The organism is Vibrio nitrifigilis (assembly GCF_015686695.1).
GTDB lineage: Bacteria > Pseudomonadota > Gammaproteobacteria > Enterobacterales > Vibrionaceae > Vibrio > Vibrio nitrifigilis.
Window position 1 is genome coordinate 616,403 of record NZ_JADPMR010000001.1, and the last position, 24,451, is coordinate 640,853.

23 protein-coding genes are annotated in these 24,451 nt (G+C 42.9%); 15 read left to right on the plus strand and 8 right to left on the minus strand.

Annotated features, from left to right (window positions below; all coding sequences use genetic code 11):
• Positions 1–10 precede the first annotated feature (10 nt).
• Positions 11–565 carry an endonuclease SmrB gene (smrB, locus tag I1A42_RS02825; protein WP_161153387.1) on the minus strand — a complete coding sequence of 185 codons (555 nt, stop codon included), beginning with the start codon at positions 563–565 and terminating at the stop codon, positions 11–13.
• A 63-nt stretch (positions 566–628) separates the two neighbouring features.
• Between smrB and prmB the strand changes: the two genes are divergently transcribed.
• The 7 genes from prmB to I1A42_RS02860 all read left to right on the plus strand — a co-directional run bounded on the left by prmB (position 629) and on the right by I1A42_RS02860 (position 7,987).
• The gene (gene prmB / locus I1A42_RS02830) at positions 629–1,561 is read left to right on the plus strand and encodes a 50S ribosomal protein L3 N(5)-glutamine methyltransferase (protein WP_196122590.1); all 933 of its coding nucleotides are present in this window, start codon (positions 629–631) and stop codon (positions 1,559–1,561) included.
• 194 nt (positions 1,562–1,755) lie between these two features.
• Entirely contained in the window at positions 1,756–2,841 is a 1,086-nt protein-coding gene (aroC, locus tag I1A42_RS02835; protein WP_161153389.1) for a chorismate synthase, read from the plus strand.
• A 124-nt stretch (positions 2,842–2,965) separates the two neighbouring features.
• Positions 2,966–3,496 (plus strand): elongation factor P hydroxylase, encoded by a 531-nt coding sequence (locus I1A42_RS02840; protein ID WP_161153390.1) that lies wholly within the window; start codon positions 2,966–2,968, stop codon positions 3,494–3,496.
• A gap of 31 nt (positions 3,497–3,527) precedes the next feature.
• Positions 3,528–3,797, plus strand: a complete 270-nt coding sequence (locus I1A42_RS02845) for a YfcL family protein (protein WP_196122591.1) — start codon at positions 3,528–3,530, stop codon at positions 3,795–3,797.
• Between the two features lie 212 nt (positions 3,798–4,009).
• On the plus strand, positions 4,010–4,537 hold the full coding sequence (locus I1A42_RS02850) for an NADPH-dependent FMN reductase (protein ID WP_161153392.1): 528 nt from the start codon (positions 4,010–4,012) through the stop codon (positions 4,535–4,537).
• A 390-nt stretch (positions 4,538–4,927) separates the two neighbouring features.
• Positions 4,928–5,863, plus strand: a complete 936-nt coding sequence (locus I1A42_RS02855) for a TAXI family TRAP transporter solute-binding subunit (RefSeq protein ID WP_196122592.1) — start codon at positions 4,928–4,930, stop codon at positions 5,861–5,863.
• 228 nt (positions 5,864–6,091) lie between these two features.
• Positions 6,092–7,987 carry a TRAP transporter permease gene (locus tag I1A42_RS02860; protein ID WP_196122593.1) on the plus strand — a complete coding sequence of 632 codons (1,896 nt, stop codon included), beginning with the start codon at positions 6,092–6,094 and terminating at the stop codon, positions 7,985–7,987.
• Between the two features lie 50 nt (positions 7,988–8,037).
• Here I1A42_RS02860 and mnmC read toward each other — a convergent pair whose 3' ends face one another.
• Positions 8,038–10,050 carry a bifunctional tRNA (5-methylaminomethyl-2-thiouridine)(34)-methyltransferase MnmD/FAD-dependent 5-carboxymethylaminomethyl-2-thiouridine(34) oxidoreductase MnmC gene (mnmC, locus tag I1A42_RS02865; protein ID WP_196122594.1) on the minus strand — a complete coding sequence of 671 codons (2,013 nt, stop codon included), beginning with the start codon at positions 10,048–10,050 and terminating at the stop codon, positions 8,038–8,040.
• Positions 10,051–10,177: 127 nt separating this feature from the next.
• Here mnmC and fabB point away from each other — a divergent pair, with 127 nt between their 5' ends.
• The 3 genes from fabB (at position 10,178) to I1A42_RS02880 (ending at position 13,688) form a co-directional block, all read left to right on the plus strand.
• Positions 10,178–11,389, plus strand: coding sequence for a beta-ketoacyl-ACP synthase I (fabB, locus tag I1A42_RS02870; protein WP_196122595.1), 1,212 nt, complete (start codon positions 10,178–10,180; stop codon positions 11,387–11,389).
• Positions 11,390–11,544: 155 nt separating this feature from the next.
• A complete protein-coding gene (locus I1A42_RS02875) occupies positions 11,545–12,675 on the plus strand; it encodes a 4-phosphoerythronate dehydrogenase (protein ID WP_196122596.1) in 1,131 nt (376 codons plus the stop codon).
• Positions 12,675–13,688, plus strand: coding sequence for an aspartate-semialdehyde dehydrogenase (locus tag I1A42_RS02880; protein WP_161153398.1), 1,014 nt, complete (start codon positions 12,675–12,677; stop codon positions 13,686–13,688). Before I1A42_RS02875 ends, I1A42_RS02880 begins: the two co-directional genes overlap by 1 nt.
• 47 nt (positions 13,689–13,735) lie before the next feature.
• Here I1A42_RS02880 and fcrX read toward each other — a convergent pair whose 3' ends face one another.
• Together fcrX and I1A42_RS02890 are read right to left on the minus strand one after the other, a co-directional pair.
• The gene (gene fcrX / locus I1A42_RS02885) at positions 13,736–14,185 is read right to left on the minus strand and encodes a ferric iron uptake transcriptional regulator FcrX (RefSeq protein WP_161153399.1); all 450 of its coding nucleotides are present in this window, start codon (positions 14,183–14,185) and stop codon (positions 13,736–13,738) included.
• Positions 14,186–14,786: 601 nt separating this feature from the next.
• Positions 14,787–15,686 carry a LysR family transcriptional regulator gene (locus I1A42_RS02890; RefSeq protein WP_196122597.1) on the minus strand — a complete coding sequence of 300 codons (900 nt, stop codon included), beginning with the start codon at positions 15,684–15,686 and terminating at the stop codon, positions 14,787–14,789.
• A 127-nt stretch (positions 15,687–15,813) separates the two neighbouring features.
• Between I1A42_RS02890 and I1A42_RS02895 the strand changes: the two genes are divergently transcribed.
• Positions 15,814–16,233, plus strand: coding sequence for a CidA/LrgA family protein (locus I1A42_RS02895; RefSeq protein ID WP_161153401.1), 420 nt, complete (start codon positions 15,814–15,816; stop codon positions 16,231–16,233).
• Between the two features lies 1 nt (position 16,234).
• Complete coding sequence (locus tag I1A42_RS02900; protein ID WP_161153402.1) at positions 16,235–16,933, plus strand: LrgB family protein; 699 nt, start codon at positions 16,235–16,237, stop codon at positions 16,931–16,933.
• A gap of 63 nt (positions 16,934–16,996) precedes the next feature.
• Here I1A42_RS02900 and fldA read toward each other — a convergent pair whose 3' ends face one another.
• Together fldA and I1A42_RS02910 are read right to left on the minus strand one after the other, a co-directional pair.
• Positions 16,997–17,524, minus strand: a complete 528-nt coding sequence (gene fldA / locus I1A42_RS02905; protein WP_196122598.1) for a flavodoxin FldA — start codon at positions 17,522–17,524, stop codon at positions 16,997–16,999.
• A 354-nt stretch (positions 17,525–17,878) separates the two neighbouring features.
• On the minus strand, positions 17,879–18,646 hold the full coding sequence (locus I1A42_RS02910) for an alpha/beta fold hydrolase (protein ID WP_196122599.1): 768 nt from the start codon (positions 18,644–18,646) through the stop codon (positions 17,879–17,881).
• Between the two features lie 92 nt (positions 18,647–18,738).
• Between I1A42_RS02910 and seqA the strand changes: the two genes are divergently transcribed.
• Together seqA and pgm are read left to right on the plus strand one after the other, a co-directional pair.
• Positions 18,739–19,293: a replication initiation negative regulator SeqA gene (gene seqA, locus I1A42_RS02915; RefSeq protein WP_196122600.1), complete on the plus strand. Its 555-nt coding sequence runs from the start codon at positions 18,739–18,741 to the stop codon at positions 19,291–19,293.
• A gap of 110 nt (positions 19,294–19,403) precedes the next feature.
• A complete protein-coding gene (gene pgm / locus I1A42_RS02920; RefSeq protein WP_196122601.1) occupies positions 19,404–21,053 on the plus strand; it encodes a phosphoglucomutase (alpha-D-glucose-1,6-bisphosphate-dependent) in 1,650 nt (549 codons plus the stop codon).
• 57 nt (positions 21,054–21,110) lie between these two features.
• On the opposite strand, the gene I1A42_RS02925 is transcribed toward pgm, so the two are convergent.
• A complete protein-coding gene (locus I1A42_RS02925; RefSeq protein WP_196123767.1) occupies positions 21,111–21,872 on the minus strand; it encodes a DUF1853 family protein in 762 nt (253 codons plus the stop codon).
• Between the two features lie 75 nt (positions 21,873–21,947).
• On the opposite strand from I1A42_RS02925, the gene I1A42_RS02930 reads away from it, so the two are divergent.
• Complete coding sequence (locus tag I1A42_RS02930) at positions 21,948–22,706, plus strand: Nif3-like dinuclear metal center hexameric protein (RefSeq protein WP_196122602.1); 759 nt, start codon at positions 21,948–21,950, stop codon at positions 22,704–22,706.
• A 114-nt stretch (positions 22,707–22,820) separates the two neighbouring features.
• On the opposite strand, the gene I1A42_RS02935 is transcribed toward I1A42_RS02930, so the two are convergent.
• Positions 22,821–24,113, minus strand: a complete 1,293-nt coding sequence (locus tag I1A42_RS02935; protein ID WP_161153408.1) for a citrate synthase — start codon at positions 24,111–24,113, stop codon at positions 22,821–22,823.
• Positions 24,114–24,451 lie beyond the last annotated feature (338 nt).

Sequence of the window (24,451 nt, forward strand, 5' to 3'; positions counted from 1 at the left end):
CTTCGTCGCGTTATTTTTCTGGAATGGATAACAGCACTAACAATGCTCCGTTACCGCCAAATTCTAAAGGCGCTTGGTGAAAAGCCAGTACTTCTGGATGTTGTGCTAACCACAAAGGCACTTTCTGCTTAAGAATATGCTTCCCGATACCATGCTGAACGCAGGCACAATGGACACTATTTCTAATGCAGTAAGCCACCATAGCACCTAATTCTCGCTTGGCTTCTTGCTGTGTCATACCATGCATGTCGAGAAAAACGTCCGGCACGTATACGCCACGGCGCAACTTTTTTAGCTCATATTTAGAAATATCACTGCGAGAATAACGGGTTGGACCATCATCGCTGAGCAAAGGGACGAACTCATCTGAGAAATAAAAGTCGTTATCGCTGGCTTCTCGTACAGAACGGCGAATTTCTTTCTGTTTAATGTTTCTTTTTGGCGGCTGGATTATGGTATCCTGACGCAACTTTTTTACGCCCTTTACTGCATCCTTAAATAACGCGAAATCGTCAACGCCATCGAATTCATTCTGGTTTTTGAAGTCGGTGTCTTTTTTGCTCATTGGGGATAGATAAACTTTAATTAATCGAAACTGGCAGTATTGTAGCGCTTTTTGGAGGCAAATTTGGATAAGATTTTCGTCGATGAAGCGGTTTCTGAACTGTATACGCTTCAAGATATGATTCGTTGGACGGTCAGCCGTTTTAATGCAGCGAACCTATTTTATGGCCACGGGACTGATAATGCGTGGGATGAAGCGGTGCAATTGGTTCTACCAACCCTATATTTGCCGATTGATGTGCCTCCCCATGTATTGAACTCTCGCTTAACAAGCAGCGAGCGTTTACGTGTTGTTGAACGCGTTATCAAACGTATTAACGACCATACTCCGGTTGCTTATTTAACGAATAAAGCTTGGTTTTGTGGCCTTGAATTTTTCGTTGATGAGCGTGTACTTGTGCCACGTTCACCGATTGGTGAGCTCATTCAAAACCAATTTCAACCGTGGCTAGTAGAAGAGCCTACTCGCATTATGGATTTATGTACCGGAAGTGGCTGTATTGCTATTGCCACAGCCTATGCGTTCCCTGATGCAGAAGTTGATGCGGTTGATATTTCGCTGGATGCGCTGCAAGTGGCAGAGCAGAATATTCAAGATCACGGTCTTGAGCAGCAAGTGATTCCTATGCGTTCTGACTTGTTCCGCGACTTGCCAGAAGTGAAATACGATCTGATTGTGTCTAACCCTCCATATGTGGATGAGGAAGACATGGCGAGCTTGCCTGAGGAATTCCGTCACGAACCTGAACTTGGTTTGGCCGCTGGTTCTGATGGCTTGAAACTAGTACGCCGTATGTTTGCTAACGCACCTAAGTACATGAGTGAAAATGCCATTTTGATTTGTGAAGTGGGTAATTCTATGGTTCACCTGATGGAACAATATCCAAATATCCCATTTACTTGGATTGAATTTGAAAATGGTGGTCACGGTGTCTTCATGCTAACTCGCCAACAGTTAGTGGATTGTGCTGATGAATTTTCGTTGTATCTAGATTAATTTAAGATACTTAGCAATCTAAATGATTTTATAACGCCGACCTTAGGGTCGGCGTTATTTGTTTTTACTCTCTTTGTCGGAGAATAAGGCTTTACATCAATTCGTAATAAAGCGACTATTGAGCCACGAAGAATAGTAATGTTGGTTAGAAACTCATCGCCAAATAGGTTTCTAACCACTTAATTGAGGAACGAATGGCAGGAAATAGTATCGGACAACACTTCCGGGTCACTACCTTTGGAGAAAGTCACGGTATCGCACTGGGATGTATTGTTGACGGGTGTCCACCAGGACTGGAAATTAGCGAAGCCGATTTGCAGGGAGACTTAGATCGTCGTCGTCCAGGCACTTCTCGTTATACCACTCAACGCCGTGAACCGGATCAAGTGAAAATTCTTTCTGGGGTGTTTGAAGGTCAAACGACAGGGACTTCAATCGGGTTACTGATTGAAAACACCGACCAACGCTCTAAAGATTATTCTGAGATTAAAGACAAATTCCGCCCAGGCCATGCCGACTATACCTATCATCAAAAATATGGCATTCGCGATTATCGTGGTGGTGGCCGTTCTTCAGCCCGAGAAACGGCGATGCGAGTGGCCGCGGGGGCAATTGCTAAGAAGTATTTAAAGCAAGAATTTGGTATTGAAATTCGTGCTTACCTTTCGCAAATGGGTGACGTGACCATCGATAAAGTCGATTGGGATGAGATTGAAAACAACGCGTTTTTCTGTCCAGATGTCGATAAGGTTGAGCAATTTGATCAGCTTATTCGTGATCTGAAGAAAGATGGTGATTCTATTGGTGCTAAGATTGAAGTCGTCGCTACACAAGTGCCTGTAGGCTTGGGCGAACCCGTCTTTGATCGTTTAGATGCCGACATTGCTCATGCTCTTATGAGTATTAATGCGGTGAAGGGGGTTGAAATTGGTGATGGTTTTGCTGTTGTGAATCAACGAGGCAGCCAACATCGCGATCCACTCAGCCCTCAAGGCTTTGGGAGTAACCATGCTGGCGGTATTCTCGGTGGGATTTCGACCGGCCAAAATATTGTTGCGAGTATTGCACTTAAGCCAACGTCGAGTATTACCGTGCCTGGTGATACGATAACCAAACAAGGCGAAGCGACTCAGTTGATTACGAAAGGTCGTCACGATCCTTGCGTAGGTATTCGAGCGGTACCCATTGCAGAAGCGATGTTAGCGATTGTACTGATGGATCATTTATTACGCCATCGCGGTCAAAATGCGAATGTGACGACTGAAACACCGCAAATTTAACCGTCGTTAGTTCGTTACAAAAGGCATCCATTTGGATGTCTTTTTTGTTTCTCCTTTACCTTGGCGAGAAAATCTGGAAAATGCTCTCCGTCTATGTAGACGGAAATTTTATACCCATAAGTCCATGACCCATCAAAATACCGATATTATCCAAATTTTTAATAATACATTTTACGCTGAATACCAAACGCGATTAGAGCTAGGTGGCGATGAGCCGATTTATTTACCGGCAGATGAATCCCATCCAGATCACCGTATTATTTTTGCTCGAGGCTACTATGCTTCAGCATTGCATGAAATTGCGCATTGGCTGGTGGCAGGGCCGGAAAGGCGTTTACTGGAAGATTTTGGTTATTGGTACGAACCTGATGGACGAACTGCAGAAGTGCAGGCCCAGTTTGAAAATGTAGAAGTTCGTCCGCAAGCGTATGAATGGATTATAGCGATGAGCGCAGGATTCCCATTCAATGTCAGTTGCGATAATTTGAACGGGGATTGTGAGCCTGACAGATTAGCGTTCATGCAGCGCGTACATCGTGAAGTGATGGGAATATTAGAACAAGGGTTACCTACTCGGGTGGCACAGCTTTCCCAAGCTTTACGCGAGTTTTATCACACGCCACCATTGTCAGCCGAGCAATTTTTAGTGGCTTAATTTGCCTATAAAGTGGATTAACGAGAAAGATATGATTATTGAATTTGAAGAGAAATTGTTAGATATCATCGATCAACGCATCGCGACTGCTAATGATGATGAGTTGTTTGCTGGTGGTTATTTACGTGGTCATATCTCTTTATCAGCAGCGTCATGTGAAGACGAAAATATCTGTGATGTGGATGTTCTAAAAGAGCGTATTGAAGCAAGTTTGAACGATGCTCGTTCAGAGCTGACACCCGCTGATCGAGTGATCGTGAATGAGCTTTGGCAGGAGTTATTGGCGAACGTTTCCGCTTAAAATAGTCAATCAAAGAATTCAAATGGAGCCAATTAGGCTCCATTTTTATTTATGGTGTAAGAGAAAATAAAACACTTCATTTGGGAATCTGGTTTTAATTTATAAAAATTGAAGTTTTAAATTTTTGAATAATAACGTGGAAAATTTATGGTTGTTGCAAACCGTAAGTCGGACTAATCTTTTTATATTCAACCATTAACGAGGTTAATCAAATGAAGGTTATCGCTTACGGAGCAAGTACCAGTTCTACTTCCATTAACAAGGCGTTGGCAACATATGCAGCCAACCTTATCCCTGGCGCGGATGTAACCGTGTTAGACATCAACGATTATCCAGTCCCTATGTTTAGTGAAGACAAAGAGAAAGAAATTGGCCAAGCAGAAGCCGCCAAAGCCTTTCTCGATGCAATTGCCACCGCTGATGCCTTGGTCATTTCTTTTGCTGAACACAATGGTCATTACCCAGCGGCTTATAAAAATCTATTTGATTGGTCAACTCGTATTGATCAAAAGGTCTTTAAAGATATTCCCGCTGTCTATTTAGCCACTTCACCTGGCCCAGGTGGAGCACAATCTGTTTTAGCTGCCGCAAAAGGGTCAGCGCCTTTCTTTGGTGGTAATGTAAAAGCAACCGTTTCTGTCGCAAGTTTTTACGATAATTTTGATCTCGAAAAAGGTCAGCCAACGAATAGTGCTGTCGCTGATGAGATCAAAGCTGCTGTGGCAAAGTTAAACGCTTAAATAAATAACTAATCACTAAATATGAATAAAAACCCTAATATGTGGGTTTTTATTCTATTTAAATTCCCTCATACCTCTCATTTCTCGTTTTGTCTGATTGACGAAAAACCGAATCTCTTTCATAAATAAATGCACTATACCCATAAAGGATTATAAATATACCCAAGTAACCTCAAGATGCTGTTTCAGCGAGAATTGTTTCGCCCTTAGGCAAGGCACTGATTTGAAGACATAGTCATTCTACGTTGAAAATCAGTCACACAGCCTAGAAGCGAATAAAACTCGCCCTTCGGGAGCTCATCTTGAGGTCATTTGGGTATACAGCTCAGCAACATGTTGTATTTGGACGAAATTTGCTGGGTTACCTACCTATAAAAAAGGAGTACATGTATGTACCAGTCGATCAAACGAGGATTGTTAGTTCTAGCCGCAACATTGTTTGCGCTGCCTGCATTTTCAGCGAGTTATACCATTGGCACCGGGAGTCAAAGTGGAACCTATTATCCGCTAGGTGGCATGTTAGCGAAGGTATGGAGCGAAAATATTCCAGATTTTAATATGCGTGCCGAAGTGACTGCTGCATCGGTGGAAAATACGATTAAGGTGGCAACTGGTAAGCAATTAGTTGGCGTATCGCAAGGTAATGTTGTGTTACAAGCCGCAAATGGGCAAAAGCCTTTCCCTCGTAAGATGGGCGTGTCTGTTTTATTCGCTCTGTATCCTAACGTGGTTCAGTTTATCGTGCCTGCTGATTCAGATATTCATTCGATTCAAGATTTAAAAGGCAAAAAGGTCTCATTGGGAGCGCCTGGCTCCGGTACTCGTGTAAGTGCGACCAATATTTTGCAAACACTCGGCATTTCTACCAGTGATATTCGCGCTCAATCACTTAATTACACCGCGACGACAAACGCGATTGCTAATGGTCAGATTGATGCGGGAGTGATTGTGGGTAGCCTTGGCGTGGGCGCGATTACAGAATTAGCGTTGACTCATGATGTTCGTATTTTGTCCTTTACTGCCGATGAATTGAAAAAAATCACCGCTGCCAATCCATCTTATATCGAACAGGATGTACCGCAAAATAGTTACAATAAAGTTCCTGCTTTTAAAGCACCTGCAGTATGGAATGTGTTAGTAGTGAACAAAAATCTTGATGACAAACTGGCTTACCAGATGACGAAAATCGCTTTTGAACATATGGATGAGATTCGTAAAGTGATTAATGTTACTCAGTTCACCACCATTGATAATATGAACAAATTAAACGGTATCGCTTTGCATCCAGGCGCAGAGAAATATCGTCAGGAGCAACTTGCTAAGTAGTTCGTGTTTTTCTAAACACTATGTTGATCAGCCGTATTCGTACGGCTGATGGCGTTTTTTATGTAATCTAGCCATGTATGATTTCAATTCTATTCCTTATCTAATCATTTTTCCTGCGTAATAATATGTAGTTACTATTATGGGGAATAGTATTAAAACCAATGACTTCACATCGCTATGATGTAGCTGGCTAGACAATATTTACTGACATAATGCATGGAGTTAGCAATGAGTCAGATCAGTACCACAAACCGTAAGACGACGGAGCTAGTTATGGTGATTGCCGCCATTGCAGCGGTCGCTTTTTCTATTTTTCAACTTTGGCAGAGTATTTCTGCGCATCTTGCTGCACCAGTATTTCGCCCTGTTCATCTCAGTTGGGTATTGGTGTTGGTGTTTTTAACTCACCCACTATTTAAGCTCCAAAAAAATGTCATGGTTTACCTTTTCGGGAGAGCCATTGATCTGGCGTTAATCGTGATTACGTGCTGGGCAACACTGAGAATTGCTGAATTTGATTACGATGACATTAGCTTCTTATTGGATGGTTTGCAGCCGCTTGATCAATGCGCTGGAGTCGTCATGCTCGTTGCTTTAATGGAGGCCACTCGCCGCACCGTTGGTTGGGTGATGGTGTTTATTGCGGTGTTCTTTCTTGGATATGCGTTATTTGGTGACGCGTTACCAGCGACAGTAGCCAGTAAAGGATTTTCTTTAGAAGAAATTATCCGTTTCCATATTTTTTCCACCAATGGTGTTTATGGCGCGCCATTAGCTATTGCTGCTGGCGTGGTGTTTATATTTGTTCTGTTCGGCGCTTTTTTACAAGTGACAGGAGCGGGGCAATTTTTTATTGATATGGCCTTTGCGGTTGCGGGCAAATATCGAGGTGGTCCGGCAAAGGCAAGTGTGATTGCATCTGCTGCATTGGGGTCTATTTCAGGTAGTGCGATAGCGAATACGGTAACAACGGGTGCTTTAACCATTCCTATGATGAAAAAGCTCGGCTATAAAGCAGAGCAGGCGGCAGGGATTGAAGCGGCAGCGTCTACGGGGGGGCAGATTATGCCTCCTGTGATGGGCGCTGGAGCGTTTGTCATGGCGCAATTTACCGGTATTGCCTACAGCGATATCTTGCTTGTGTCCATTGCGCCTGCCATTTTGTATTTTATGTGTACCTTGCTCTACGTCCATTTGATGGCTTGTAAACTCGGCCTAGAAGGAATGAGTAAAACAGAGCAGATGCGTACTGTAATGGCACAGGGGTGGCACTTTTTAGTGCCATTGGTACTCATTACCGTCTTGCTGCTCATGAGTTACTCGCCAGTCTTAGTTGGGGTTGCTGGCTGTGTCGCAATATTGGTGGCTGCCATGTTACGCCGCTCAAGCCGGATAGGGCTAAAGCCGATTATTTTAGGTATGCGTGAGGGCGCTTTATTAGCGTTACCAATTTCAGTTGCTTGCGCTACAGCAGGTATCGTGGTTGGGGTCGTGGGGCAAACGGGGATTGGACTGCAATTTACGCAGTTTCTTATTGCGATGTCAGGCGGCTATTTGTGGTCGGTATTAGCGCTGATTGCTCTTGCTGCCGTTATTTTGGGAATGGGACTACCTGTTACCGCCGCCTACATTGTGTTATCGATTATGGCGGTACCTGCGTTAATGAAATTTGGTGTAGGGCTACTTGCAGCGCATATGATTGTATTTTGGTTATCTCAAACCTCGAATGTGACTCCTCCGATTGCTTTGGCGGCGTTTGCTGGGGCTGGGATCGCCAATGCATCACCGATGAAGTCGGCAGTGCAAGCGTTTAAATTGGCACAGGGTTTCTTTTTAATCCCAGCGATGATGGCATTTTCTGGATTGATCTTTATCGGTGACGAATCTATTTGGCACTTTCTGGTATCGATTATTGCCACTATTACACTGTTCGTTGCCTTTGCTGGTGGCATTGAAGGTCGTTTAGTTAAAGTGTTGAGCCTTCCTGAGCGATTAATCCTTTTGGTGATGGCATTAACAGTATTATTTGCGACTGATACGATTCGTATTGTGGCGATGTTAGTGGTTATAGGGTTAACTTTCTATAACGCGAGACACCATATTATTGGGAACCCTGCATCTTAAGGTCATTTGGGGATAAGTAAAAAAGGACCAAATCTGGTCCTTTTCACTTGTTAACGCTCAACGATGGCTTTGCCTTTTCTCAGTTTTCTTACCCACATTCTACTTGGATGGAGGGTTTCTAATACCGAATTTGGCAAGGGGAGTGGCTCTTGGCACATTTGCGCCGCAAGCATTTCTGCCATCAGTGGTGAGGAGCTCAAACCACGCGCGCCTAAACCAAGAAACGCGTATAAATCTGGGTATTGGGCGACCGGCGATACTTGGTTTTCTTCCATATAGTGTAAATTCTGATAGTCAGAGATTATGGTGTCATAGATACCGACATTACCGACAAAAGGGAGATGATCGCGACTGACACAACGCACACCCTGACGAGATTCATTGCTACTGGTATCAGCATGGGTTGCCCATTCTTTACCGGGTAAGCAATGGATTAAACGCTGCGCGTTTTCCTCTTGAGCTTGAGGATCAAACTCGGTATCGGTTTGGCAACGATGATAACTCGCGCCGATACAGTGATGTCGGTTTTTGGGGTTCACTGGTGTCATATACCCGTCGTAGCAGAGAACCGTTTTAAGTGCGCCAATCTGCTCATTGGTTGGAATGTGACTGACCTGACCTTTCACTTTACTCAATGGAATGGCTTGGGTTTGTTGAAATGCATCAAAATGATGCCCTGTCGCCACGACAACCGCTTGATGATGAAACACCTGTTCGCCATTGGATAGTTGCCATTGCCCATCTTTATGGGTTAAATCGGTCACAGGGCACTGATAACGAATGCTTAACTGACCACTGGTTTCAAGTTGAGTGATTAAGCCTTGGGTCAACTGTGCAGGTGACAGCCAGCCGCCTAATGGGTAGGAGATAGCAGGCATGCCAATATCAACACCGGTTACACGATCGGTGTCTGCGGGGGTTAATCCGGTTACTAGCTCATGATCGAATTGGTCATTGAGCAGGTGAGATAACTTTTTACTCGATTTCTCATCCCACATTAATTGCGTTACGCCGCACCAGGCGTGATCATATTCGATGGATTTAGCTAATTCAGAAAAACGTTGGTGAGCGTAAAGAAACGCGGGGGCGAAAACGCGCGACACATCTTTATGGTTTCCATTAAGCAGTGGATAGACTGCTCCTTGGCGGTTACCTGACGCACCTTGTGCTGGTTTAGAATCTGCACAGTAAAGCGTCACTTTAATATTGCGTCGTGCCAGTGCCTCAGCCAGAGTTGCACTGGCAATACCGCCACCAATAATGGCGACATCTGATAAGTCGTCAGTGCCATGACGTTCAAACCAAGGTTTGATATTGGTATACGGTTTTTTTTCGTTAAGGCTACCAATGATCATATCGCGTTTTGTGCCGAAACCTTTGGCTTTTTTCATTGTAAAACCAGCTTCAATTAGGCCTCGACGTACAAAACCAGCTGCGGTGAACGTGGCGACAGTACATTCTTGGCGAGCCATTTTGACCATGCCGTTAAATAGCTCCTGATTCCACATCTCAGGGTTTTTACTTGGCGCAAAGCCATCTAAAAACCAAGCGTCGACCAGACCTGTTTTAGGTGTTGGTACACTCGGGAGACAATCTTTAATATCACCAAACCATAAATCTAGCGTGATGGCACCATCGGCAAGGATTATTCTGTGACACTCAGGAACCGCGGGTGGATAGTATTCTTGTAATTGTTTGGCGTAATCAGCCAACTCAGGCCATGATTGATGTGCTTTAATTAAATCATCTTTACTCAGCGGATACTTCTCAAAGCTGATAAAATGTAAAGACTCAACAGAGGAATCTGGATGTTGTGCTTTGAAGGCATCAAACCATTGCCATAAAGCCAAGAAGTTTAATCCGGTGCCAAAGCCAGTTTCGGCAACAACGAAGTGTTTGCGTTCAAAGGTTAACCATCGTTCTGGAAGGTGGTTTTGGGTAAGGAAGACGTAGCGCGTTTCTTCTAAGCCATTAACGTTAGAAAAGTAAACGTCGTCGAATTGGTCTGAGACAGGTGTGCCAGCATCGTTCCAGTCGAGCTGAGCATGTGTAATGGAAGTCATAATCGATGATTTCTATGAAAACAGGCAAAAGATGGTTAAGATTGTACGGATTTATGGGAAAGCTGACCACTTTTGTTATCCTTTCTCTGTTATCATCTAGCTGAATTTTGAATTATAGGAATGTCACATGAAACGAGTCGTAATCACCGGTATGGGGATTATTTCAAGTATCGGTAACAACGTCGAAGAAGTTTTAGCGTCTCTAAAAGCAGGCAAATCAGGTATTACCGCTTCAGAGCAATTTAAAGAGCAAGGCCTTCGCTCTCAAGTGTGGGGCGACCTGAAAATCAACCCTGCTGAACATATTGACCGCAAGCAAATGCGTTTCATGGGTGATGCGGCTGCATACGCATACCTAGCATTAGAACAAGCGATTAATGATTCTGGTCTAGCTCCAGAGCAAGTCTCTAACGACCGTACAGGTATTATCGCAGGTTCTGGTGGTGCTTCATCATTAAACCAAGCTGCTGCTGTGGACACATTACGCGCTAAAGGCGTTAAACGTATCGGTCCATACATGGTGCCACGTACCATGTCTTCAACAGTTTCAGCTTGTTTGGCTACACCATTCAAAATCCGTGGTGTTAACTACTCAATCAGCTCTGCGTGTGCTACTTCTGCACACTGTATTGGTAATGCAATGGAACTTATCCAATTGGGTAAACAAGACGTTGTGTTCGCTGGTGGTGGTGAAGAACTTGATTGGACTCTAACCATGATGTTCGACGCGATGGGCGCTCTATCAACTAAATATAATGAGACACCAGATAAAGCGTCACGTACTTACGATGCTAACCGTGATGGTTTTGTTATCTCTGGCGGCGGCGGTATGGTTGTGCTTGAAGAGCTAGAGCATGCTTTAGCGCGTGGAGCAAAAATCTACGGTGAAGTTGTCGGTTACGGCGCAACATCTGATGGCTACGACATGGTCGCGCCATCTGGTGAAGGTGCTGTACGTTGTATGAAGATGGCAATGCAAAATGTCGATAGCGTAGATTACGTAAACACTCACGGTACTTCTACTCCTGTTGGTGATGTGAAAGAACTGGGCGCTATTCAAGACGTGTTCGGTGGCAATAGCCCAGCGATCTCTGCAACTAAAGCGATGACTGGTCACGCATTGGGTGCAGCTGGTGTTCACGAAGCTATTTACTCAACGCTAATGCTTGAGCATGGTTTTGTTGCACCAAGCATCAACGTAGAAGAACTTGATGAAGCTGCGCAAGGTCTAGATATCGTGACTGACATGCGTGAGCAAGAGCTAACCACTGTTATGTCTAACAGCTTTGGTTTTGGCGGTACTAACGCAACGCTTATCATCAAAAAATACCAAGCTTAATATATAAGCTGCTCATCATCAGGTAGAAATACCTTATCTACTTTGGTGATTGACTGTATTTATGCCCGTTACCTTTTGGTAACGGGCATTTTTATTCTCGACACTTTGCATGCTTTTTTGCACAATGCCTCCAGTATCAATGAATAGAAGCAATTATGAAAATACTAATCGATGAAAATATGCCTTATGCCGAGTCACTATTCAGTCAGCTTGGTGAGGTTATTTTAAAGCCTGGACGCACCTTGTCAGCCGAGGATTTGGTTGATATCGATGCTTTAATGATTCGCTCTGTAACGAAAGTAGATGAAGCGTTACTGGCTAAAGCGAATAAACTCAAATTTGTCGGTACTGCTACGGCAGGTATGGATCACGTTGACCAAGAATTACTTGCTGAGCGGGGCATTTTCTTTACTGCTGCTCCTGGTTGTAACAAAGTTGGCGTGGCTGAGTACGTAGTGAGCGTGTTGATGGTATTAGCTCAGCAACAAGGATTTTCAATTTTTGATAAGAAAGTTGGCATCATTGGGGCAGGGCAAGTCGGTAGTTATTTGCATGATTGTTTGACGGGCTTAGGCATTGAGGTTTTTCTTAACGATCCACCTAAGCAAGCTCAAGGCGACACGCGCAATTTTACGCCATTAGCTACACTATTAGAGCAAGCTGATGTGATTACGGTGCATACACCAATTACGACTGATGGTGAATGGCCGACTCATCATATGTTTGATGAAACGGTGCTGAACCAACTACGCGCTGATCAAATTTTAATTAATGCTGCGCGTGGTCCTATCGTCAACAATGACGCGTTAAAACAACGTTTATTGGCCTACGATGGTTTTACTGCAGCGTTAGATGTCTTTGAGTTTGAACCAGAAGTTGATATGGAGCTATTACCTTTGGTCGCTTTCACTACTCCTCATGTTGCAGGATATGGTTTAGAAGGGAAAGCGCGTGGTACAACCATGATTTTTAACTCATACTGCGAGTTTATTGGTAGCGATTTAACTGCTAATGCGAGTGAGTTATTGCCAACAGCACCTGTTCCAACCATGCATCTTTCCCGTGAGTGGGATGAAGCAGCGCTGTTTTCACTGACTCAACTGATTTATGATGTGCGTAAGGATGACGCGCTGTTTAGACGCGAAATTCGTCACCCAGGCGCATTTGATAAAATGCGCAAACAATACTGGGATAGACGTGAATATAGCGCAGTCACTTTGGTAGGTGATGACACATGTAATTTGTCACCACTGGCCAAACTAGGTTTCAATATTGAGGTTAAATAATGAGCCAAGAATTTAATGTTGCGATTTTAGGCGCAACTGGCGCTGTGGGCGAAACCATGATAGAAATTCTGCAGGAGCGTAAGTTTCCTGTCGGTAATTTATATTTATTGGCAAGTGAACGCAGCGAAGGTAAACACTACCGTTTTAACGGCAAAACATTGACCGTTGAAAATGTCGAAGACTTTGACTGGACTCAAGTGCATATTGCCTTGTTCTCTGCTGGTTCTGAGCTTTCTGCTCAGTGGGCACCTATCGCAGCAGATAACGGTGTGGTTGTCATCGATAACACGTCACAGTTTCGCTATGACTATGATGTACCTTTAGTCATTCCTGAAGTGAACCCAACTGCGATCGCTGAATTCCGTAACCGGAATATCATTGCCAACCCAAACTGTTCAACGATTCAGATGTTGGTCGCTTTAAAACCGATTCATGATGAAGTAGGCATTGAACGTATTAACGTAACGACTTACCAATCCGTATCAGGTGCAGGTAAAAAAGGCATTGATGAATTAGCTGGGCAAACAGCGAAACTACTCAATGGTATGCCTGCTGAAAATGAAGCGTTCCGTCAGCAAATCGCGTTTAACTGTATTCCTCAAATCGATGATTTTATGGAAAACGGCTACACCAAAGAAGAAATGAAAATGGTGTGGGAAACAGAAAAGATTTTTGCAGACCAAAGCATTCGTGTGAATCCAACGTGTGTACGTGTTCCTGTCTTTTACGGGCATGCTGAAGCCGTGCATATTGAAACTTGTGCACCAATTGGTGCTGAGCAAGTGATTAACTTACTAGAGCAACAAGAAGGCATCGAGTTATTCCTTGGTGAAGAGTTTCCAACCCAAGTACGTGATGCTGGCGGTAAAGACCATGTAATGGTCGGACGTATTCGTGAAGATATCAGTCACCACAGTGGCATTAACATGTGGGTTGTTGCTGATAACGTACGTAAAGGTGCGGCAACAAACGCTGTACAAATTGCGGAAGTGTTGGTGAGAGATTACCTGTAACGAGATGCTTTTATCGGTATAAAAAAACCACCCGAGGGTGGTTTTTTTTATTTGTTGCCTTTGTGTGCTTTAGGGTTCTCTTTGCAAGAACCATCAGCACATTTGCCGTACAAGTAAAGACTGTGGTTAGTCAATTCTACGTTGTATTCAGCGGCAATTTCACGTTGACGACGTTCGATAACCTCGTCAGAGAATTCAATCACGGCACCACAATCTAGACACACGAGGTGGTCGTGGTGATGTTGTGTTGATAGTTCAAATACAGATTTACCACCTTCGAAGTGGTGGCGGGTCACGATACCTGCATCATCAAATTGGTTTAACACGCGATACACTGTCGCGAGACCAATTTCTTCGCCGAGATCTATCAATTTCTTGTAGAGCTCTTCAGCACTAATATGCTGGCACTCAGGTTGCTGTAATACTTCTAGAATCTTAAGCCTTGGAAGGGTTACTTTAAGACCAGCATCCTTTAGCGCTTGGTTGTTATCTGACATATAGTTTCCCGTTGATGATCTGCAGTAAATAACAGAAGTCAGTGTTGCCCGTATTATAGGTGAGTAGACCAAAACAATAAACCACGAAGTTCAAAGGGTTACTACTGAGTTTCGCGTTAAAAGTCATTTTTGTGCGAAATGTTAAGCAACCAATTCCGTATTTACTCTTAAGCTCATGTAAACTGTTACAGGTATCATTTAGCGTTAGACAACCGATTTTTCGATTGGTTTATTATAGCTAAATATTATAAAACACTAATATTAAATAATTTTTTTAGTAATTCGACTATCTGAGTTCTACCGCGTTATGTGTACGCTTCCTGCTTATTTAGGTGATTAATATTCGCTAACTTTCGTGCTTCTTTTATTTTTAATAGGTTTTACCAATGACATTAATAGGTAACACTTTTTAATTAAAAATAAACACTTCAGTTTAATTGCAAATAAAACTCGTTACAGTTTAGCATTGATTAAAAAGATTGTGTGCGATTGAGTGCTAAATAACAGTAAAATTTATCGGTGTTTTACCCAAGATCAAATATGCCAGCACCTTCTTAAGGTTTAAGGTTATCTTACCTATATTGTAGTGAATTGAATGTTGTCATTCATTTTTATGGCTATGTTGAGATATATATTCTTCGCATAAGCTAATCCATGCTTCCGCCGTTTTTGAAACATAACGTTCTTTATGCCAAATAACGCCCAAACGCCATTCAATCGAGGGAGTAATGGACTTCACTAAAACGCCTTGGTCGTGTATTCGCTGGCACAGTGGTTCTGGTAAAAACGCGACTCCAATCCCACTTTTTACCAAGGCCACTAAGAAATCCCATTGGCTACTGCGTGCTAATACCTGAGGTTCAAAATGGGCTTGACGACATAAATGATGAATATAGTTACTTAAAGTAAACTCTTCAGTATATAAATAAAAAGGCTCATCTTTTAAAGACTCCCAACAAATTGTTTCATGGGAACGCCAGTGGTCATTATCTGGGAGTACAGCATTAACAGAGTAACCATCAAGGGGTAGGTTGGCTAAACAATGATTGTTATTTGGTGTGAGCATCGTCATTGCTACATCTAATTCACCATCAATTAACGCCTGTTCAATTTTTCTTCCACCATATTCCACAATGGTTAATTCAATGTTTGGATACATTTGACGATACCTGCGTATAATTCCGGCATATAAATGGCCGACCATTGGCGGGATCCCTAACCGTAAATGTCCCGTTTTTAGCTCATTTAAATCAATGAGCTCGGCTTTGAGTTGGTCCATTTGTTCAAGGATATGCAATGCTCGTTGGTAAACGACTTCACCACTATCTGTTAACCAAAAACGGCGACCATCTCGATGTAATAGCGGTTGAGTAATGGATTGCTCCAAATTACGAATCATTTTACTGATGGTAGGTTGAGTAACATACAAGCGTTCAGACGCTTTAGTAAAACTTTTTTGATTAACTAATTCGACAAAATAGCGCAGTGCTTTGATGTCCATAACACAACCTTAAACGGATTTTTAATGTATGCCATTTTGGCATGTTTTTGATAATAAAAATTCATTTTATGATGGTTTAGGGCATCCTTATACTGTGATTGAATTCACAAAATGGATATGAATAGCAATGAATAAAATGGGTGGTAGCTTACTGACGATCTTTCAGATTGTCGTGCTTTCAGGGATTTGGTTTGCCGCAGATTATTTGGTTAAATTGCTGCATTTGCCTTTACCATCTAACTTAACAGGAATGTTGCTGTTGCTAATTTTGGTGTTTAGCAAAATGGTTAACGTTAACTGGTTACGTAGAGGGGCGACTTGGTTATTGGCTGAGATGTTGTTGTTCTTTGTTCCTGCTGTCGTGGCTGTGGTGAATTACCAGCAGTTGATGGAACAAGAGGGGTTGCAGATTATCGCAGTGTTAGTGCTTAGCACGATCCTCGTTATCGCAATCACAGCGTTGGTCGTTGATAGAATTTATCGCTTAGAATTGAGTTTGTCACGACGCAAGAGTAACCGTCATGCTTTAGCTAAGGCAGGCCGCTAAAATGGATTTTTTGTCTCATTATGGGTTAGGTGCGCTTTGTTTCATTATGACCGTCTTATTTTACTATGCGAGTAAGTGGGCGTATGGTCATAAACGCACAATTTTTTTAATGCCTCTGTTTTTGTCGCCACTATTATTAGTGCTAGTGGTAATGTGTTTTCATATACCGTATCAATCTTATATTGAGGACTCGCACTGGCTCTTATGGATGCTTGGTCCTGCAACAGTCGCATTTGCTATTCCTGTTTATGATAATCGTGAATTAATCTATCGCCATTGGTTGTCACTTTCTGTTGGTGTTTGCGTGTCGGTATTAGTTGCTGTGAGCAGTACCGTTCTGTTAGCAAGATTGTTTCATTTACCAGAAATTTTGCAACGTAGCTTAGCTATGCGTTCAATTACCACGCCGTTTGCTGTTGAAGCAACGAAGTCGGTAGGTGGAAAAACAGATTTAGCGGCTTTATTTGTGGTGATGACAGGCTTAATTGGGATGGCTGTTGGTGAAGGTATCCTAACGATTTTATCTATCCGTTCTCGATTAGGGAAAGGGGTGAGCCTTGGTGCTTCTGCGCATGGTGCGGGAACGGCGAAGGCTTACCAAATTGGCAGTTCTGAAGGAGTAGTATCGAGTGTAGTTATGATGATTGCTGGCATGGTTACGGTTTTGTTAGCACCATTTCTAGGGCCTATTTTATGGTAATAGGGTAGAGTGCATTCATTCTCGATGAGCAAGAGATCCCCTGCGAGGCAGGGGATCTTTTTATTAATCTTCAAGCTCAGCAAGACACATTTCTTCGTATACTTGGTTTACCCAAGCTGAAACGCGTTGTTCAGTCAATTCAGGTTGACGATCTTCATCGATACATAAGCCGACAAAGTGGTTTTCATCAACAAGTGCTTTAGACGCTTCAAATTCATAGCCTTCAGTTGGCCATTCACCAACAATCGTACCGCCTTTTGCTTCTACGATGTCGCGAATAGTTCCCATCGCATCACAGAAGTATTCAGCGTAATCTTCTTGGTCACCACAACCAAAGATAGCCACTAATTTTGTAGAAAAATCAATTACTTCTAGTTCTGGGAAGAAATCATCCCAATCGCATTGTGCTTCGCCGTAATACCAAGTAGGGATACCTAAAAGCAGCAGATCAAAATTATCGATGTCTTCTTTACTGCTTTTGGCGATGTCTTGTACGTGAACAAGTTTTTCACCCAGCTTTTTCTGAATCATCTTTGCAACAGCTTCGGTGTTACCTGTATCGCTACCAAAGAAGATACCTACACTTGCCATAAAATCATTACCTTTAAATTGTTATGGGTTGTTTCTCTGCGGTTGTGACCAACTGGTAGCAAACCGTGAGCGACAACTCAGTTGATGCGCGGATATATTATCTACCTTGCAACAACCTGGAAAAGAAAACCATAGAGTTTGATGACAGTTGCGACATGCTTGGTCACAGCATCTATTGACTGTACAAGTCAACCTATATGTCGGTCAACGTAGATTAAGCACTGCACGGTCAAACCGTATGGCTATCCCGGATGTCAATTTTCTGGGCGCACTATACCATTGTTAATCTACAAAGTTAATGTACCGATTATGCCCATTTCTGAGTCAATAATAGCAAACTTAACTCAAGATAAGTTAAGCCTGCAAAAATTTGCGTATTACTCTTAATACTTCAGCGGGTTTTTCTGCGTGTAACCAATGACCGGTTTTGGCCACAACATGCGCTTTAGCATTGGTAAATTGTGCCTGAATAGCGGCTTGATGCTCTGGCATTAGATAGTCAGAGTCTCCACCTTTAATAAACAGTGTGGGAACATCACAAGGGTCGATATTGTCCCATCCGAGAATATTCCAGTAATTTTTTTCCAATGAAGCGACATTAAAGCGCCAGGTCATGGATTGCCCATTGTTGTAGAGAGATTTGCCAATAAATTGGCGCACGCCTTCAATCTCTATGTGCTGGGACAACACATCCATCGCATTGCGGCGGTTGAGTGGTTTGGCTTCAATCACGGCATTAAGACCAGCAAATACATTATCATGACGTCGAGTTTGGTAAGCGACAGGTGCCATGTCTAAAACGATCAAGTGCTGAACTTTTTCTGGGGCAATAGAGGCCAGTTTCATCACCGCTTTCCCACCCATGGAGTGGCCAACTAAAGTGACTGAATGGATATTCAGATGATCGAGCAGTAGGTTGACGTCTTGGGCTAACAGAGCATAATGATGGTCATCGCTGTGGAACGAAAGTCCATGGTTACGCAGATCAACGCTGAGCACCTGATGATCTTTCACAAGGTCGCGGGCAAGCAGACCGAGGTTATCTAAATTACCAAATAAACCGTGGATCAAAACAATGGTGTGACCCTCACCTTCTAGTTTGTAATTGAGAAGTGCTGACATTTTATCTTACTAGTGATTGGTTTAACGTAGAGTCTGAGCGAAGATCTCGCTATAATCCCCCAGAGTTTAAACATTGAGATTGTGAAAAGCGAATGAAAACAATTGAGGTTGATGAGGATCTATACCGTTACATTGCGAGTCAAACCCTACATATCGGGGAAAGTGCTTCCGACATTTTACGTCGTCTACTCCAAGTGGGTGAAGAAAATGTTGCAGAGCCTACCGCAGTCGTAACACAGCCAGAAGTAAAGGCTGACAAAGGTATAGTCGTAAGTAAGGATGCCGCTCAAGAGCACAAAGTTGATAGCGTGAAAGAGATGCGTTCTCTATTGATCTCTGATGAGTTTGCAGGTCTTAAAAAGGCAGTTGATCGTTTTATCCTAGTGTTGTCTACACTTTACCGAATCGATCCTGCGAGTTTCTCTGACGCAATGTCAGTAAAAGGTCGTAAACGGGTTTATTTTGCCGATAATGAACAGACGCTGTTGTCACATGGTCAAACGACCAAGCCTAAGTTAATAACAAACACACCGTTTTGGGTAATTACCAATAATAACACCAGTCGCAAACAGCAAATGGTGGAGCAAGTGATGGTTAGAATGAACTTTCCTGCTGATATTATTGAAAAAGTCACTCATGCAATTTAGCGGGTTCTGACACAAAACGGACAAAAAATCTGATTAAAACCTCATAATAAACCTTAGAGAGGCCTTATTATGGGGTTTTTGTTTGCGTAATTTTTATATAAGGATGTCGTATGGCTATGCACCCTAGAGCAGGGAAAAAGGCGCTACAGGAAGATTTACATAATATTCCTGCACTTGTAGCGAATTACTTTTTACTTCAACCTGATCCACATAATCCACAGCACAAAGTTGAGTTTGGTACTTCTGGCCACCGCGGTAGCTCTGACAAATCCACTTTTAATGAACATCATATTTTAGCGATTACTCAAGCTGTTGTTGAAGTGCGTGCTGCACATGACACAACAGGCCCAATCTATGTGGGCAAAGATACTCACGCATTATCTGAACCTGCATTTAGTACCGTTGTTGAAGTGCTAATTGCCAATGGTATTGAAGTGATTGCTCAAGAGAATAACGGTTACACACCGACTCCAGGTGTTTCTCATGCGATTTTAACCCATAACCAGAACCACCAACAAAAAGCCGATGGTATTGTTATTACTCCATCACATAACCCACCACAAGATGGCGGTATTAAATATAATCCGGTTCATGGTGGTCCTGCTGAGGCTGAGCTTACTCAAGCAATCCAAGATCGCGCAAACGAATTGATTGCAAATGATTTACAAGAGGTTAAACGCATCTCAATTCATGATGCGAAACAATCCCCACTGTTCCGTGAAATCGATCTAACTCAGCCATACATTGACGATTTAGTTAATGTGGTTGATATGCAAGCGATTCAAAAAGCAAATTTGAAAATTGGTGTTGATCCACTAGGTGGTAGCGGCATTGATTACTGGCGCCGTATTGGTAAACAGTACGACCTTGATTTAACACTGGTCAGTGAAGCGGTTGATCCAAGTTTCCAATTTATGTCGTTGGATAAAGATGGCGTGATTCGTATGGATTGCTCATCACCTTATGCCATGGCTGGACTTTTAGCGCTGAAAGATGAATATGATTTAGCATTTGGTAACGATCCTGACTACGACCGTCATGGCATTGTAACGCCAACCAAAGGCTTGATGAATCCAAATCACTTTTTAGCGGTATGTATTGACTACCTATATCGCCATCGTAGTGGCTGGTCACAAGATGTTGCTGTGGGCAAAACACTGGTTTCCAGTGCCATGATTGATAAGGTTGTCGCTGATTTAGGCCGTGAGCTATGTGAAGTTCCTGTCGGCTTTAAATGGTTTGTGGATGGCCTTTATAGTGGCCGCTTCGGTTTTGGTGGTGAAGAAAGTGCTGGGGCGTCATTCCTTCGTCTAGATGGCACTCCGTGGTCAACTGATAAAGATGGCATCATCTTATGTCTGCTAGCGGCTGAAATTACCGCTGTTACAGGTAAGAACCCTCAGCAATATTATAATGAGCTGGCTGCTAAGCACGGTGACTGTTACTACAGCCGTTTACAAGCTGTGGCTAATGGCCCGCAAAAAGAGGTGTTGAAGAAACTTTCTCCAGAGATGGTATCTGCTCAAACACTGGCTGGTGATGCGATTACAGCACGACTTACTCATGCTCCAGGTAATGGTGCAGCGATTGGTGGTTTGAAAGTGACCACTGAATTCGGCTGGTTTGCTGCTCGCCCGTCAGGTACGGAAGATATTTACAAGATTTATTGTGAGAGTTTCAAAGGTGAAGAACATCTAAAATTGATTGAGAACGAAGCTCAATCAATTGTGAATCAAGTCTTTAAAGACGCTGGTTTATAGTAAACTGAGCTTTTAATCGTAAAGTAGAAAGAGGCGTAGTACGCCTCTTTTTTTATATCAATTGATCTTGTTCCCTGTAGTTGGCCATGAGTCGGGAACGATAAACCAAAATTTGCCATTGCTATCTTGGCAGTGAACGAAGCCTTTGGCATCACCATGATATTCTGGAGATTGAGCATCTGCACCCGTTAACCATTGATGTTTTTCAAGTAGATAGAGTGGTGTGGTGATTCTTTGTTGTTGAGATTGATAGCACCAATGCCCCTGAATTTGGTCTGTGTTAATCGTAATGTTTAGGCATTGCTGAGGCACTGTTTCGGGCTCAAAAGGGTTGGTATAGAGCCGCCCTTGCATCAAAAGGTGCTGAGTAGGATCGGTGAATTCAGGATAAGCCTGAATAAACGCAGACGATTGAGAAAAGGGTAACTGTTTATTGAGCATATGGTTAAGTTTAAGATCTAGGCGATCTTGCGCGTTTGGACCATACCAATAGCCTTGATGAAGTAAGTAAAATTTAACAGCCACTTCCCAGTGTTCTAGTTGGCCCTCCGTGGTGCGTAATACGAAATCAACCGCGCCTAGTGTGCGACCTTCTTGGTTAATTTGCAGCTCTTCATAGATATCTTGATATTTTGCATGCTGGTGGAAAAGTTCTGCACATAAAAATTGGTACAGAAAGCCCAGTCGTCGGTTACCCGTGTATTCGTTCTTCAACATGGTGGTGTTTGAAGTAAAAGGCGAATGGGATTCTACGGGAGCGTTCCCCTTTAATAAGCAGGGCGTAGAAATTATCCATTGGGCGAGTTGCTGTAAGTTCATCATTACTAATCTAGTTTGGGTATTACACTAAATTGTTATAACCTGCACGTTAAACGGATGCAATGGAAGAAAACCATGAATAACTTACAACTTGAGACATTACTCAACGAGACATTGTCTCCCGAACAGATAAAAGATTTCGGTCCAAATGGCTTACAAATAGAAGGTAAAGCCGAGGTAAAAAAAATTATTACTGGGGTGACCGCCTCTCAAGCCCTGATTGAACGGGCGATTGAAGAAAAAGCAGACGCGCTGTTGGTTCACCATGGCTACTTTTGGAAGAATGAATCTCAACCTATTCGAGGAATGAAAGGTCGTCGCATTCGTAGCTTGATCCAAAATGATATTAACCTTTACGGTTATCATTTACCGTTAGATATTCACCCTGTTCTGGGCAATAATGCGCAGCTTGCTCAATTGTTGGATATCAATGTGGAAGGTGGCCTAGAAGGTCACCCTCAATCGGTGGCTATGTTTGGCTCATTTGCTAAAGCGATGAAGGGGCAAGAATTAGCGCAAAAAATTGAAACCGTATTAGCGAGAGCACCATTACATATTGCCCCAGACAATGCTGATAAACTGATCAAAACCGTCGGTTGGTGTACTGGTGGTGGTCAGGGCTTTATCGATATGGCTGCTGATCATGGGTTAGATGCTTTTATTTCTGGTGAAATTACCGAACGAACGACATATACCGCTCGAGAGTGCGATATACATTACTACTCTGCAGGTCATCACGCCACAGAGCGTTATGGTGTAAAAGCGTTAGGGGAATGGCTAGCGAAAGAGCATGGATTGGATGTGACATTTATCGACATTGATAATCCGGTGTAAGCCGCAAGATCTTGCTATAACCATCTGGTATAAAAAGAAAAGCCTCCTTGATTAACTAAGGAGGCTTTATTTATATCCACTACGTTTCAGATGATAGTTTTGCTATCTACCTGCTCATTCTTTACGGCTTTGTAGTGGTACAAAATCACGCATTGTATGACCAGAATAAAGTTGACGTGGGCGACCGATTCGGCTGCCTGGGTCATTGTGCATTTCGTTCCAGTGCGCAATCCAACCAATGGTACGAGACATCGCGAAGATAACCGTAAACATTGATACTGGAATACCGATTGCTTTCAGAATAATACCTGAGTAGAAATCGACGTTTGGATACAGTTTTTTATCGATAAAGTAGTGATCAGATAGCGCAATACGCTCTAACTCCATGGCCACGTCTAACAGTGGATCTTGAATGTTGAGCTCTTTCAAAACGTCATGGCAAGCTTCACGCATCACAGTTGCTCGAGGGTCATAGTTTTTGTAAACGCGGTGACCAAAGCCCATTAGGCGGAATGGGTCATCTTTATCTTTTGCTCGAGCGACATACTCTGGAATTTTGTCTACAGAGCCAATTTCTTCCAGCATATGTAGGCACGCTTCATTGGCACCACCGTGGGCTGGGCCCCAAAGAGATGCGATACCCGCAGCAATACAAGCAAATGGGTTCGCACCAGAAGAACCGGCGAGTCGAACGGTCGATGTCGATGCATTTTGTTCATGGTCTGCATGCAATGTGAAAATCTTATCCATAGCGCGCGCTACGATCGGATTCACCTCATATTCTTCACACGGTGTTGCAAACATCATATGCAAAAAGTTTTCTGCATAGGTTAGGTCATTACGTGGATAGATGAATGGCTGACCAACCGAATATTTGTAACACATCGCGGCAAGCGTTGGCATTTTAGATAACAGACGATACGCGGCGATTTGGCGGTGTGATGCGTTGTTAATATCTAATGAGTCGTGATAAAAAGCCGCAAGAGCACCAACAACACCACACATAATAGCCATAGGGTGTGCGTCACGACGAAAGCCATGGAAGAAACTTGCGATTTGTTCATGAACCATTGTATGGCGTGCAACAGTATAGGTAAACTCATCGTATTGCTCACGAGTTGGTGCCTCGCCGTACAACAAGATGTAACAGACTTCCAAGTAATCAGCGTTGTTTGCTAACTGATCGATCGGATAACCACGGTGGAGCAGAACACCTTTATCTCCATCGATATAAGTGATTTGAGATTCACAAGATGCAGTGGCAAGAAAACCTGGGTCAAACGTGAAATAGCCGCTTGCACCCAATCCTCGAACATCGATTACCTGAGGGCCGAGGCTCCCATCGATAATCGGCAGCTCGATTGGCGCTTTGCCTTCGATATGAAGGGTCGCTTTCTTATCTGCCATAACAATCTCCTTTGTTTATTTATTGTGTAGTCCGTCCAGGATGTTTGTGCCTGAACTATTTACGACCGATCCTAAGTAAAGTCAATTTTTCTCCCTTGTAGTGTGCACTTACTTGGATTTTTCATAAATGGAAAGTTAAAAATCTGTGCTAAGTAACAAAAATTGTTACATCCATTGTACTAAAATGTAGCGAGTCCTATATTGGCTAAGTAAATGAAGATAAAAGCCTTATTAATTCTAGCCTGAACAATCATTTTTTTTCTTTTTTTAGTCTGGAATTTTTGCACTAGTTAATCACTATTACGTTCTATTGTGTGGATAATTGTTAATTAATTGTT